The organism is Streptomyces sp. 11-1-2 (genome assembly GCF_003595545.1).
Lineage (GTDB): Bacteria > Actinomycetota > Actinomycetes > Streptomycetales > Streptomycetaceae > Streptomyces > Streptomyces hygroscopicus_B.
Map to the genome: position 1 here is coordinate 2525047 of NZ_CP022545.1, position 13089 is coordinate 2538135.

Here is a 13089-nt window from a genome sequence, read left to right on the forward strand (position 1 = left end):
ACCATGCAGCCCGCCGCCCCGCTCAGCTCCTACGTCCAGACCTGGCACCCCGAACCCGTCACCGCCCACGACCCGATGGACCCGGGTCCCACCGCCGCCGTGTCGGCCCTCCTGGACCTGCCCGAACCCGCCGCCGGGGCCGGGGTTCCTCTCCCCCCGTTGTGGCAGTGGTTCCACTTCCTCCACTGGCCCACCCAGCACGAATTGGGACCCGACGGCCACCTGCGCAACGCCCGCTTCCTGCCGCCCATCCCCGACCGGCAGCGCATGTTCGCCGGCGGACGCTGCAGCATCACCGAGCCACTGCGCCTGGGCGAACCGGCCGAACGCACCAGCAGCCTCGGCGCGGTGACACCGAAGCACGGCCGCAGCGGAGAGCTGCTGTTCGTGACCGAGCGCCAGGAGTTCCGCCAGTCCGGCCGCCTCTGCATGGTGGAGGAACAGGACATCGTCTACCGGTCCGGCCGCGGCGCCGGCGGACAGCACCCGGCCACCATCGACGACCACTCCGCCCCCGACACAGAGGGCCCCTGGGGCCTTCGCCTCCAGCCCGACCCGACCCTCCTGTTCCGGCTCAGCGCCCTCACCGCCAACGCTCACCGCATCCACTACGACGCCCCCTACTGCCACGACACCGAGGGATACGCCGGCCTCGTCGTCCACGGCCCGCTGCTCGCCCTGCTCATGCTCGACGTGGTACGGCGCCACGCTCCCGAGCGCCGGGTGCGCTCACTCTCGTTCCGACTTCGCCGACCGGTGTTCGCGGGCGAACACATCCTCGCCGAAGGCACCCCTTCCGACACGGGTGTCCAACTGCGGACCGCCACCCACCGCGACGCGCGGCACGCCACCGCCGAGGTGAGCTTCGCATGAACACGCACATCGATGACCTTCAGAAGTCAGGAGGGCTCGTCGCGGCTGCCCGGGCCCTGCTCTTCGTGCCGGGCCACCGCCCGGACCGCTTCGACAAGGCCGCCCGCTCCGGCGCCGACCTCGTCATCGTCGACCTGGAGGACGCCGTCGCCGCCGAGGGCAAGCAACGGGCCCGGCAGGACGCCGCCGACTGGCCCGGGCTCGGTGGCCGGACGGTCGTACGCGTCAACGCGCCCGGCACCCCGTGGTTCGAGGCGGACCTGAGGACAGCCGCCGACCACGGCTGCCCGGTGATGGTGCCGAAGGCCGAGGATTCCGCCGCCCTGGCCGACATCGCCGCCCGCACCGCCGGCCGCTGCCCGCTGATCCCGCTCATCGAGACAGCTCTCGGCGTCGAACGGGCCTACGACCTGTGCTCCATGCCGGGCGTCGTACGCGCCGCGTTCGGCAACGTGGATCTGGCCGCCCAGCTCGGCGTCGCCCACGACGACATCCTTGCCCTGGCCCACGCCCGCTCCCGGCTCGTCCTCGCCTCGGCGGCAGCGGGCATCTGCCCGCCGGTGGACGGCGTCACCACCGCTGTACGGGACACGCAGGCTCTCACCGCCGACACGGCCCATGCCCGTCGGCTGGGCTTCTCGGGCAAGCTCTGCATCCACCCGACGCAGATCGGCCCCGTCGCCGACGGTTTCACCCCCTCCGAGAGCGAACTCCGCTGGGCACAAGCCGTCCTGGGCGCCGGAGAAGCCGTCACCACCGTCGACGGCCACATGGTCGACAAGCCGGTACTGGAGCGGGCCCGAAACATCCTGGCGTGCGCCGCCAAGCCGCACACCGCTCTATAGACGCGCCCGTCCGGACCCGATCCGCACCGGGACCCGGACGGCACGTGCGGTGTGGGAAACCGGAAACGGGCGGTGTTGAGGCACCGCCCGCCTCCGGCATGCACGCCGGCGAAACGGGTGGCCTCTGCGCGTCAGGCCGGGAACGGCCACGAGGAAACCGTCAGCCACTCGCGGGAAGCTCGTGCCAAGTGGCGGCGTGTTCGCTTGCGACGTCGCGCAGCAGCCCGAGGAAGACCTCCACCAGCGGGGTGAGCGTCGTGTCGGCCCGGGTCACCGCGTGGATCTCGCGGTGCAGCCTCGGTCGGACCAGCTCCCGGTAGGTCGTGCCTGGGAGGCCGGTCAGCGCTAGTCGCGAGATGAGGGCCACGCCGCTGCCCGCGCCGACCAGCGCCTGAGCGACGTGGTAGGACTCCGTTTCGAACCGCACCCGAGGGCTGAAACCTGCCTCGCCCGCAGCCCGGTCGAGCTGTTCACGGGCGGCGTGCCCGGCCATGATCGCGACCCACGATTCGTCACGCAGTTGCTCCAGTCGCAGCGGGTTACCCGGCGATGATCCGGTGACCAGTCGATGGTTGTCGGGAAGGACCACGACCATGGGATCGTGCAGCAACCGGTGCGCGCGGACCTGCGGGGGCGAAGCCGCCGAGGCGCCCCAGGAGGCGACGACCGCCAGGTCGAGCCGGTTGGCGGTGATCTCGCCGAGTCCTCGCTCCGACATCAGGTCGACCACGGAGACGTCGGCGTCCGGGTGACGGTGGCGCAGGGCGATCAGCGCCTGTGGCAGCAGGTGCAGGGCGGCAGCCTGGAAGGCGCCGACCCGTAGACGCAGGGACAGGTGGCCCAGCAGCGCCGCCATGTCCGCTGCGGCCCGCTCCGCCGCCTCCTCTACCGTCCGTCCGTGCGCGGCGAGCAACGCACCGGCCGGAGTGAGCGTCGCCCCGCGTGGCCCACGCACCACGAGGGGCACCTGCCACTCACGCTCGGCCCTGGCCACCTGCTGCGTCACGGCAGCGGGCGTGAGCCGGAGCGCATGCGCAGCCGCGGTGAGCGAGCCGAACTCCTCGATCAGGGCGAACAGCCGCAGCTGTCCGGGATCCACATGCATATAACCAGCTTAACGCTGCATCGAAGTCGCTTAACTTCACTTAAGCCCGCTAATCGAAGAGTCTGGACGTGCCTCGTAAACCGACACTCGTGGAAGGTCGTCCCGTGCCCAGCCATGTACCCACGTTCCTGATCACCACATGGCTACTGGCCATGCTTCCGGGGGCCGGTCAGGCCGTCATGATCCGCCAGGTACTGACGGGAGGCATGCGGGCGGCACGGGGGACTATCGCCGGCAACGCGACCGGACTACTGCTGTGGTCCGCGGCCGCGGCGGTCGGTCTGTCGGCCGTCCTGCTGGCCAGTCCTCGTGCGTTCGCCACCCTCCGGATCGTCGGCGGGATCGCACTGATGACGCTCGGGGTAAGGACGCTGATAGCCGCCCGCTCGACGGCTCAGCAAGCCGGGAATGCCGAGTCCCCGGCAGCCCCGGCCGGCGGCGAGAGGGACCGTACCGGTTTCCGCGGCGGCTACGCGATGGGACTCGGCACGAGTCTCGGCAACCCGAAGGCGGGCGTATTCGCTATGTCCGTTCTGCCGCAGTTCGTCACATCGACAGGGCCGGTCCTCCTGTCCAGCACCGCCCTGGGCGGGCTCTGGGCTCTGGTCACCGTCTCCTGGTACCTCCTGTTCAGCTGGCTCGTCCACCGCGGGCGCGCGCTGATGACCAGACCGACCGTCAGCAGAAGGCTGGGGATGGCCACCGGTGTCGTCCTGCTCGTACTGGGCGTGGCAGTGGCGGTGGGCGCGTGATGCGGCCACCGGCACCCCGCCCGCTCCAGCTCTGGCGGCGGCTCGCTGCCACTTGACGGCGATGCGGGGTGGACTCCGAGAGTGCGGGCGAGCAGGTCGGTGGTGCACAGCCGCACTTATCACCTACCAGAACGTGTACTGACTTCGGCGTTTCGGGGTCTGGATCTCCATCGGGACCGGTGACGCGGTCCGTCCGAGCTGGTATGCCAGAGGGATGCGGTATCCGGACGGGGGCGGGCTGACCGCCGAGCAGCGCAGGCGCCGGGAAGAGGTACGGATACGGGCCGTTGACCTCTTCTAGGGGGGCGTGGAAGTCCCGTGCATCGCCCGGGAGTTACGGGTGAGTGAGAAGTCGGTCTACCAGTGGCGCCGCACTTGGAGGACGGGCGGACGCGAGGCGCTGCGTTCCAGGGGTCCTTCCGGCTACGGCTGCCGGCTCGGCCCCCACCTGCAGGCCAAGCTCGCAATGTGGCTGGAGGAGGGGCCGGCCGCGCACGGCTGGGCGGACGACCAGGTGTGGACCGCAGCAAGGGTACGCACGCTGATCGGGCGGAAGTTCCACATCTCCTACAGCGCCTCCGAGGTCACCCGGCTGCTGCACCGGATGGGCTACAGCGTGCAGATGCCGGCCCGGCCCGCCGCCGAACGCGACGAGGACGCGATCACCGCATGGCGGGAGGCGACCTGGCAGGAGGTAAAACCCTCCGGGCGGCGACCGGCGCATGTAACGCTGCCGGCACGCGTGGACGGGCAACTCGATCTGCTTGGTCTTCGAGTTCCCGACAGCGCCGCGCACCTGGCCCAAAGACCTGGAGTCCACGCTCCTCCGGGAGGAGCCGATGTACCTCCTGATCCCCAGCGGACACCGGCTGTCCAAACGCAAGCACATCCGCATCAGCGACCTCGCCCAGGAAGGGTGGATCTGCTCCCACGAGAACGCCGAGGCAGAGCGGTTCGTGTTCCACATGTGCGCGGAGGCCGACTTCCGCCCCGAGGTGCTCTTCCGCACCGACGACTACAACCTCCCGTTCGAGCTCGTACGCCGCGGCCTGGGGTCGCCGTACTGCCCGAACTAGGCATGATCGAATCCCACGAGGTGCGCGTCATCCGGCTCACCCACCCCCGCATGTGCGCCGGGTCTTAGCAGTCCGCCGCACCTCGGACCCCAGCCCCTTCCTGAACCAGGCGATCTCCATGCTCCAGACCGCAGCCGCGACGATCGACCACCGCCTCACCCGCTCCGAACTGCCGACAGCAAGCCGACGCGCCGCCGGCAGCCAGGCAACCGCACCGACCGACGCTCATGTGAGGGCAGTGGCCGAGTGATTTTGCTCCTGCATCCGCACCCGCCGAATCGTTCAACGAGATAGCTTTGCCGGTACCGGTTCACGGCAGGTCAGGCCATCGCTGCTTCCACCCTCGGTCTGCGCTTTCGGGCCGCTACGAGGGAGATCGCTGCTAGGGCCACCGGTTATAGTCGTTGGCAGGGAACGTTCCCGGATGGCATTGGCTAACGCGTAGTGGGGAGCTGGAACGGATGGCGAGGGCCCGCGGCAAGGTTCCCACGATCTTGGACATCGCCGCGGAAGCAGGGGTCTCCAAGTCTGCCGTGTCGCGCGCCCTGTCGGGGCAGGGCGAGGTAAGCGCAGAGACCCGGGAGAAGGTCGAGCGTGCCGCGCGCAAGCTCGGCTACGTGGCCAACGCCATGGCCCGGGGGCTCGTCAGCTCGCAGACGAAGACAGTCGGTGTCCTGCTCAGGGACATGACACGGCCGTTTTATGCTTTGCTGCAGACGGCGATGCAGCGCGCGGCCGAGGACCGCGGCTATCAGGTCGTCACCGCCACGAGCGCCGCCGACCTGGGTGTCGCCGACGCGCTGCGTGCGCTGAGGAATCTCGTCTCGTTGCAGGTGGACGGCTTGGTGGTGTCGTCGGCCCGTCTGCCTTCGGAGGAGATCGTCCCATTCATCGACCGGGTACCGATCGTGGTGGCGGGCCGGCGCGAGACGAGCCGGGGCATCACCAGCGTGTTCTGTGACGACGCCGACGGCGGCACCGTGCTGGCGGAGCACCTGCTACAGCTCGGACACGAGCGCATCGCGGTCGTCCTGGCCGACGAGGCCTACTCCCTGAGCCAGTACGCCCGCGGCTTCGCCATGGTCGAGCGCATACGCGCCGTAGGGAAAACACCCGTCGTCTGGCAGGTCGCCACCGATCGAGAGGCGACCCAGGCGATCAACGACCAGCTCGACGGCGCCGGAGTGACGGCCATCATGTGCCCCACGGACGGGTCAGCGGTCGATGCCCTGGAAGTCCTGCGGCAGCGAGGGCAGTCGGCACCCGAGGACTACACGGTGACCGGTTACGACGGCTTCGGCCCGCTGAACACCCCGTACCTTGGGCTCACCACGTTCCGCCAGCCGGTGGAGGAGATCGGCAGGACCTCGATCAATCTCCTGCTCGACAAGATCGAAGGCAAGACCGACCAGGACCGCCTGGTCGAGCTTCGGGGCAGTCTCATCGAAGGCCGCACGGCAGGCAGGCTTCCCCGCCTGCCGTGACCCCTGCGCGGCCGGGAGGGCCCGGTCAGTCATCGGTTTCGGCCGGCCACCATCGGCTCGATGTCACCTTCGGGTCCATGCCGATGCGCTGGACGGCGACCTCCAGGCCCTCCGTGTCGCCGGCGTGCTGCGCCGACACACCCGCCAGGACCTTGGTCTGCGAACTCTTTCCGGGCCGTATGTTGAGCGAGCGGAGTGTGTATTCCGGCCGGTCGACGGCCTGCAGGACCATCGCCCTGACGCGCGGTTCGCTCTTGTCGGTGGTGACGACCTCGAGCATGTAGTCGGTCGGCTCGTCGTCGTCGCCCGCCTGCTGCGGTGACGCGCCGGAGTTTCGCTGGCGGCCGTTGACGAACCGGCCCAGGGGGCGCAGGAGTGTGTTGGTCGCGATGATCGCCACGCAGCCGATGAGCGCCATGATCTCCATCCCGGCTCCGGCGAGGGAGCCGATCGCTGCGGCACACCACAGGGTCGCGGCCGTGGTCAGTCCGCGGATGTCGAACCCGTCCCGCAGGATGACGCCGGCGCCGAGGAAACCGATGCCGGACACGACCTGCGCCGCCACTCGCGTGGGGTCGGCTCCGGGGTTCTTGCCGAGCCCGACGGCTCCCATGAAGACGAACAGGCACGCACCGACGGAGACCAGGGCGTTGGTGCGGATGCCGGCAGTGCGCAGCTGCCATTGCCGTTCCAGGCCGATCGCCGCGCCCAGCACCATGGCGACGAGGATCCTGAACGAGAGCCCGAATATGAGACCGGGATCGGTCACGGGCGCTCCTTTCCTGGCTGATCGTAGGTGTCCGGCACACCATCGAGCCGGGAGCGTTCCCGGCGGGGCAGGTTACGTGCATCGCCCCCCTCGGACAAGAACGCCGGTCTATCAATTCGGACTTTTGCGGCCACTTCACGTTTACGAAAGTGTTGCTTGTTCACGTCGAAGGACCTCTGATACTTTCACACCATCGCCGGGCCGGGAACGTTCCCGTAACGTCGCAGACGTGTGAGGTACCGGGCGAAGCAGTACATAGGCCTTCCCGTACGTCGTCATTCCGGTGGCCAAGAGGCGTAGGAACGGTCGCGGCCCGTGGCTGACAGTTTCGGTCGCAGAGGGCGCCCCACAGCAGGAGATCGAAGGAGGTCCAGAGAGATGCTCTCGTTCAAGCGCGCCCAAGGTTCCGATTCCGCTGCTGTCGGCGCGGCAGCCCTCAACACCGGCATCGTCGGCTGTTCAGCATCACCGACGCACACCAGCGGTTCCATCAATCTGAGCCTGATGATCTGGGGCCCCACCCAGAAGGCGGGTGTTCAGAAGGCCGTGGATGGACTCAAGGCTGCGAACCCGGACGTCAAGCTTTACCTCCAGCAGGTCCCGGTGGACCAGTACTACCGGCTCGACGTCCCCCTCGGCGCAGGCGAAGGCCTTGACGTCATGTGGCAAAGCTCCACGGCTCCGAACTACGTCGACGGAGGCGCATTGCAGCCGTTGGATGAGTACACCAAGGGAGAGCACTCATGCTGAAGGTTCCCGACGGGTGGGCATGGGACTTCTGGATCGCCCAGGATACGGATCGTTTCCACCTCTACTTCCTGAACGCTCCCCACAGTTTGGGGGATCCACAACGGCGCCACCGCGCCGCCCGTATCGGTCACGCGGTCTCTACGGATCTCCGTACATGGGAGATCGTCGGGCGCGCCTTCGAGGCTGGGGACGAGGGCGCGTTCGACGCCACGGCCACGTGGACGGGCTGCGTTGTCCGCGGAGATGACGGCCTCTGGCGCATGTTCTACACCGGCTCTCGATTCCTGCACCCTGAACCGGAGTACGCCAACATCGAGACAATCGGGGTCGCCGTGTCTTCGGACCTGACCACCTGGGAGAAACCTCCTGGCCCCATCACCCGTGCTGATCCGCGTTGGTACGAGACGTACGTGCCCGGCGAGGGCTGGAAAGAGGAAGCGTGGCGGGACCCGTGGGTCTTCCGTGATCCGAACGGATCTGGGTGGCACATGCTCGTCACCGCCCGTGCCAAGGATGGGCCTCTCGACAACCGCGGAGTGATCGGGCACGCGTACTCACCGGACCTTCAGGAGTGGGAAATCCTCCCGCCGCTGTCCGATCCCGGTGCAGGATTCGCTCACCTTGAGGTGCCGCAGGTCGCGCAAATCGACGGGCAATGGTGGCTCGTGTTCTCGTGCGGACCGAACACGCTTTCAGCCGACAACCCGGCGCGCCAGGGCGACCCGGGCACGTGGGCGCTTCCCATCTCTGCGCCTCATGAGCACATGGATGTGCGGGCCGCGCGCCCGATCACGACGTCATTTCACTACTCCGGCCGGCTCGTGGCAGATCGCGACGCCCAATGGTCCCTCATGTGCTTCATCGGCGCCGAACCCGGAAGCGACTTCCGTGGCGTGATCAGCGATCCCCTCCCGGTCAGCCTCGACGCGGACGGTTACCTGGCTGTCGACGACGCCGCTTTCGATTCCTCACCGCTGTAACGCAGCACCCTCCAGCTTCGGACCGCCGTGGCAGACGCGGCGGACTGAGGTCCCAGCCACCCAACCCGTGATCCCAGCCCCAGCGCACGACAAGAGGAGAATCATGAACATCAAGCGTGCTGCGCGTCGAGGAAGCCTCGCAGCTCTCGCCGCGGTCACCGCCGTCGCTGTCATCACCGGCTGCAGCTCCAGCGAACCCCAGTCCGCGGCCGGCGACGGAACCGGGACGATCCAGATCTGGTCGCACCAGGGCCAGGAAGCTGAGGTCGCCGCGATCAAGGCGGCCGTCAACGGCTTCAACTCGTCCCAGTCGAAGGTCAAGGCGTCGCTCCGGCTGATCCCGGGCGACACGTACACGCAGACCATCACCAACACCCCCGCGGACAAGCTCCCGGATGTGATGGACATCGACGGCCCGACCCTCGCCTCCTTCGCCTACAACAAGCGGATCAGCCCACTCAGCGACTACGTCTCCAAGGCCACCATCGATAACGCGACCGCCGGCTCCATCGCGGAAGGCACCTACGAGGACAAGCTCTATGGGCTTGCCCAGTTCGACTCCGCCATCGGCCTGTACGGCAACAAGAAGCTCCTGGCGGCCGCCGGCGTCCCCATCCCGACTTCCAGCGATCAGGCTTGGACAACTAGCCAGTTCGCTGATGTCCTGAAGAAGGTCGCCGCGGTCTCCCCGTCCGGCAAGGCGATCGACCTCAGAGAGTCAGGCCTGTCCGGCGAGTGGGGCACCTACGCGTTCTCCCCCCTGATCTACTCCGCCGGCGGAGGCATCCTCAAGGACAACAAGGCCTCCGGCGCACTCAACTCGGCCGCAAGCGTCAAGGCCCTGAAGACGTTCGCGTCGTGGAAGCCGTACGTAGCCTCCAGCCCCGACGGCAAGGCCTTCCCCGACGGCAAGGTAGGTCTGCAGTGGAGTGGTCACTGGCTGTACCCGGACAACAGCAAGGCCCTCGGCAAGAACCTGGTGGCATTGCCGCTGCCCAACCTCGGTGACGGAGCGAAGTCTGGCGTCGGCTCCTGGACGTGGGGAATCGGCGCCGGCACCAAGAACGGCAAGGCCGCCGGCGCATTCCTCGACTACCTGCTGAGCGACACCAGCGTCAACGCCATGGTCAAGGCAAACGGCGCTCCGCCCGCGACGAAATCCGCGTTCGCCGACGCGAGCCTGTACAAGACCGGAGGCGCCCTGGCGCTGTGGGGTAAGCAGCTGGCAAAGGCCTGCGCGGCTGACAAGGTGACCAGCGACTGCGCCGCCATCTACCGCCCGGTCACCCCGGGATACCCGACCGTCACAGCGAAGTTCGGGAGTGCCCTGTCCGCCATCTACGGCGGCGCCGACCCGAAGACCGAGCTCACCAACGCTGCCAAGGCAATCGACTCGAACTTCGCCGACAACAGCAACTACAAGTAGGAACAACGGGTGTGGGCGCAGGGCACCCACACCCATCTCCCGAAAGAGATCTCATGGCTGAGCCAGGCCTTCCCACCGCTACCCCCGCTTCGAGCGCACGCACACGTCGGGCCCGCCGACGGCGACCGAACCGGGACCCCGCCACGGGCATCCTCATGGCCCTCCCCGCTGTCGCGGGACTGATCGCGTTCATCGCCGTCCCCTTCATCACCGCAATCGCCCTGTCCCTGTTCAACGTGCAGGTCAATCAGGTTCGGCCAGCCACCTTCGTCGGCCTCGACCAGTACATTCGGCTGTTCACCGACCCCCTGGTCTCAGGAGCGTTCCTCCGTTCCCTGATCAACAACCTCGTCTTCGCGATCGTCGTCATCCCGGCTCAGACGGGACTCGCGCTTCTCCTCGCGGTCCTGCTCAACCGCAAGCTGAGAGGCGTGCGCTTCTTCCGCACGTTGTTCTTCATGCCCGTCGTCTTCCCGATGGCGCTCGTCGCCGTCATCTGGCGGCTGATCCTGGACCGCAGCTCAGACGGTCTGCTCAACGCCTCGGTCCACTTCCTCACGGCGGGTCTTGTCCCCACGCAGGACTGGCTCGGCTCGTCCGCAACTGCGCTCGGGTCTGTCATCCTGCTCTCGGTCTGGCAGGGCGTCGGCTTCCAGATGGTCATCATCCTCGCCGGCCTCCAGGACATTCCCGAAGAACGTTACGAAGCCGCCCGCCTTGACCGCGCCAACGCATGGCAGCAGTTCATTCACGTGACCGTTCCCGGTATCCGCAACACGCTGATCTTCGTCGTGCTCCTGACGACCATCCTGGCGTTCCGCGTCTACGACCAGGTTTACATCCTCATTCGCACCGCAGGCGCGAACGAGAGCGCGACACAAACGGTGCTGTACCAGGCGACGAATTCCCTCTCCTCGGACAACAATCTCGGCCGGGCATCGGCCATCTCCGTATTCCTATTCGTCATCGTAGTGATCATCACTCTGATCCAGCGACGACTGCTTCGACAGAGGAGCGAAGAGTGACACCCCCCACCCTCCGGCCCAGGAACCGCCGACGCACCCTCGCAGATGCTCGCGACTACGTCGTTATGGCGATCGCTGCGATCATCATGGTCGCCCCGATCTACTACCTCGTCATCGGCAGCCTGAAGCCCTCGAACGAGGTCCTCAGCGGCTTCAGCGGGTTTCTCCCCGTGCACCTGTCCTTCAACAACTACCTGGCCGCGTTCTCCGCACTGAACTCCGATGCCACCGGATACTTCTGGCGATTCTTTGTCAACTCGTTCGTCATCTCGTTCGTGATCGTCATCGCCGGGCTGATCGTCAACTCGATGGCTGGCTACGCCTTCGCACGGTTGAAATGGGCCGGTCGCGACAAGGTCTTCATTCTCATCGTCCTGCTGATCATCGTGCCGTTCGAGTCGATCGCGATGCCGCTGCTGTGGCTGATGTCGGGACAACGCGACACTCTGTTCGTGCAGATGATCCCGTTCATCGCCAACGCGTTCTCGGTGTACCTCTTCTACACGTTCTTCCTCAACATCCCCAAGAGCCTGGAAGAGGCTGCCCGCCTGGACGGCCTGAGTTCCTGGGGCGTATACCTCCGCATCGTCGTCCCGAACTCGAAGCCAGCATTCGCAACCGTCGCGATCCTCTCCTTCCTCGACTCATGGGGGAAGTTCCTCTGGCCACTGCTCATGACCTCCGACCCGAATGTGCGGCCCCTGCCACTCGAGATGAGTGTCTTCTCCGCGCAGCAGCCGCCGGACTGGGGCCAGGTGTTCGCGTTTGGAACACTCCTCGTGCTTCCGGTGCTGATCGTCTTCCTCCTCTTCCAGCGCTACTTCATCCAGAGCGTCGCCGGCTCCGCGCTCAAAGGATGACCTACGCAACACCAAGCTCACCCTCGCGCCAGGCATCGCTTCGCTCCGCGGTGCGTACACAATCGATGGGAACGTGCTGATGCCGGCTGGCGTCCTTGCCGCGCTGCCCATGGTCATCATCTCCCTCATCCTCCGGAAGCGGCTCATCGCCATTCACCCGAAGCGGGTTGAAGTAGCTCGGCCCGTCGATCTCGCAGGAGCACACGTCCCGTGAGCCGTTGTCTGCAGGATCGCTTCACGTGCCGTCCACGGATGTCACGTCCCGGGCGAACCCGATGCCCGCGCCGGTTGTGGACATCGTCTGCGACACCGCACAGAAGACCACTGAAAGGACAGCGTCACCGTGACGAACCCCGATCCCCTGGAATTGCTTGATATCGCCCGGAGTATCGCGGCCGAAGCGGGGACGCTGGCCACGACCATGCGGAACGCCGGAATCAGCGTGGAGACAACGAAGTCCAGCCAACTGGACATCGTCACCCAGGCCGACACCGCCGTGGAAGCGCTCATCCGGAAAAAGCTGACCGCAGAGCGACCGCACGACGGATTCTTCGGCGAGGAAACCGGCGAGGTCTCCGGCAGCAGCGGCATCACCTGGATCGTCGACCCGATCGACGGCACCGTGAACTACCTGTACGGCTCCCCGTACTACGCGGTGTCCATTGCCGCAGCGGTTAAGGACGAGGACGGCGGACACACCTCCGTCGCGGCCTGCGTCTACGCACCGGCGCGCTCGGCGGAGTACACCGCAGCCGTCAGCCATCCCGCCCGCCTGAACGGAACGCCGCTGCACGTCAACGAGAACGTGCCCCTGGACAAGGCTCTCGTGTCCACGGGCATTCACTACGACCTCGCCAGGCGCGCCCAGATCCTTGAGGACATCAACACACTGACCCCGCGCATCCGCGACTTCCGGCTGATCGGGGCCGCGGCACTGGAGATCTGCGGGGTCGCGGAGGGCCGCACAGACGCCCACATCCAGCGGGGACTTCCGATCTGGGACTACGCGGCGGCGACTCTCATCGCAGTCCAGGCGGGAGCCGACGTGCGCGTCGTCGCCGGCGTGGCGCCCACGGCCGAGCGGCTACTCATCGCCAGCCCCCGGCTCGCCGACGCGCTCGATCCGCTGCTCGACTGACAGCAC

General features: G+C 67.2%; 13 protein-coding genes and 1 pseudogene. 12 read left to right on the plus strand and 2 right to left on the minus strand.

The genetic code is table 11. From position 1 onward, the window contains the following. The first annotated feature begins 3 nt into the window (after positions 1-3). Both CGL27_RS10465 and CGL27_RS10470 read left to right on the plus strand, forming a co-directional pair. Positions 4-873: a hypothetical protein gene (locus CGL27_RS10465; RefSeq protein WP_119986131.1), complete on the plus strand. Its 870-nt coding sequence runs from the start codon at positions 4-6 to the stop codon at positions 871-873. Then, entirely contained in the window at positions 870-1718 is an 849-nt protein-coding gene (locus CGL27_RS10470) for a CoA ester lyase (protein WP_119986132.1), read from the plus strand. The genes CGL27_RS10465 and CGL27_RS10470 overlap by 4 nt, the downstream gene beginning before the upstream one ends. Before the next feature lie 160 nt (positions 1719-1878). Here the strand turns inward: CGL27_RS10470 and CGL27_RS10475 are convergent, their stop codons facing one another. Further along, positions 1879-2823: a LysR family transcriptional regulator gene (locus tag CGL27_RS10475; protein WP_119986133.1), complete on the minus strand. Its 945-nt coding sequence runs from the start codon at positions 2821-2823 to the stop codon at positions 1879-1881. A gap of 104 nt (positions 2824-2927) precedes the next feature. Here CGL27_RS10475 and CGL27_RS10480 point away from each other — a divergent pair, with 104 nt between their 5' ends. The 4 genes and pseudogenes from CGL27_RS10480 to CGL27_RS10495 all read left to right on the plus strand — a co-directional run bounded on the left by CGL27_RS10480 (position 2928) and on the right by CGL27_RS10495 (position 6135). Beyond that, a complete protein-coding gene (locus CGL27_RS10480) occupies positions 2928-3575 on the plus strand; it encodes a LysE family translocator (RefSeq protein ID WP_119986135.1) in 648 nt (215 codons plus the stop codon). Positions 3576-3915: 340 nt separating this feature from the next. After that, positions 3916-4197: pseudogene (locus CGL27_RS51800) on the plus strand (winged helix-turn-helix domain-containing protein); the annotation flags it as partial. 142 nt (positions 4198-4339) lie between these two features. After that, complete coding sequence (locus tag CGL27_RS10490) at positions 4340-4651, plus strand: LysR substrate-binding domain-containing protein (protein ID WP_119986137.1); 312 nt, start codon at positions 4340-4342, stop codon at positions 4649-4651. 494 nt (positions 4652-5145) lie between these two features. Further along, entirely contained in the window at positions 5146-6135 is a 990-nt protein-coding gene (locus CGL27_RS10495) for a LacI family DNA-binding transcriptional regulator (protein WP_162952946.1), read from the plus strand. A gap of 25 nt (positions 6136-6160) precedes the next feature. Here CGL27_RS10495 and CGL27_RS10500 read toward each other — a convergent pair whose 3' ends face one another. Continuing rightward, a complete protein-coding gene (locus CGL27_RS10500) occupies positions 6161-6904 on the minus strand; it encodes an MgtC/SapB family protein (protein WP_240450444.1) in 744 nt (247 codons plus the stop codon). 378 nt (positions 6905-7282) lie between these two features. Here CGL27_RS10500 and CGL27_RS10505 point away from each other — a divergent pair, with 378 nt between their 5' ends. The 6 genes from CGL27_RS10505 (at position 7283) to CGL27_RS10530 (ending at position 13083) form a co-directional block, all read left to right on the plus strand. After that, entirely contained in the window at positions 7283-7654 is a 372-nt protein-coding gene (locus CGL27_RS10505) for an extracellular solute-binding protein (RefSeq protein ID WP_055558225.1), read from the plus strand. Then, positions 7648-8634, plus strand: coding sequence for a glycoside hydrolase family 68 protein (locus CGL27_RS10510; RefSeq protein WP_119986140.1), 987 nt, complete (start codon positions 7648-7650; stop codon positions 8632-8634). Before CGL27_RS10505 ends, CGL27_RS10510 begins: the two co-directional genes overlap by 7 nt. Before the next feature lie 103 nt (positions 8635-8737). Further along, positions 8738-10060: an extracellular solute-binding protein gene (locus CGL27_RS10515; protein ID WP_119986142.1), complete on the plus strand. Its 1323-nt coding sequence runs from the start codon at positions 8738-8740 to the stop codon at positions 10058-10060. 155 nt (positions 10061-10215) lie between these two features. Continuing rightward, entirely contained in the window at positions 10216-11085 is an 870-nt protein-coding gene (locus tag CGL27_RS10520) for a sugar ABC transporter permease (RefSeq protein ID WP_055558228.1), read from the plus strand. Continuing rightward, the gene (locus CGL27_RS10525) at positions 11082-11945 is read left to right on the plus strand and encodes a carbohydrate ABC transporter permease (protein WP_240450445.1); all 864 of its coding nucleotides are present in this window, start codon (positions 11082-11084) and stop codon (positions 11943-11945) included. Before CGL27_RS10520 ends, CGL27_RS10525 begins: the two co-directional genes overlap by 4 nt. Before the next feature lie 343 nt (positions 11946-12288). Then, complete coding sequence (locus CGL27_RS10530) at positions 12289-13083, plus strand: inositol monophosphatase family protein (protein ID WP_119986146.1); 795 nt, start codon at positions 12289-12291, stop codon at positions 13081-13083. The last annotated feature ends 6 nt before the right edge of the window (positions 13084-13089 follow it).

What these genes read in the sequence shown, in the direction of transcription:
- CGL27_RS10470 (WP_119986132.1), top strand. Translation starts at nt 870, where the DNA reads ATGAACACGCACATCGATGACCTTCAGAAGTCAGGAGGGCTCGTCGCG.
- CGL27_RS10520 (WP_055558228.1), top strand. Translation starts at nt 10,216, where the DNA reads ATGGCCCTCCCCGCTGTCGCGGGACTGATCGCGTTCATCGCCGTCCCC.
- CGL27_RS10515 (WP_119986142.1), top strand. Translation starts at nt 8,738, where the DNA reads ATGAACATCAAGCGTGCTGCGCGTCGAGGAAGCCTCGCAGCTCTCGCC.
- CGL27_RS10505 (WP_055558225.1), top strand. Translation starts at nt 7,283, where the DNA reads ATGCTCTCGTTCAAGCGCGCCCAAGGTTCCGATTCCGCTGCTGTCGGC.
- CGL27_RS10510 (WP_119986140.1), top strand. Translation starts at nt 7,648, where the DNA reads ATGCTGAAGGTTCCCGACGGGTGGGCATGGGACTTCTGGATCGCCCAG.
- CGL27_RS10475 (WP_119986133.1), bottom strand. Translation starts at nt 2,823, where the DNA reads ATGCATGTGGATCCCGGACAGCTGCGGCTGTTCGCCCTGATCGAGGAG.
- CGL27_RS10465 (WP_119986131.1), top strand. Translation starts at nt 4, where the DNA reads ATGCAGCCCGCCGCCCCGCTCAGCTCCTACGTCCAGACCTGGCACCCC.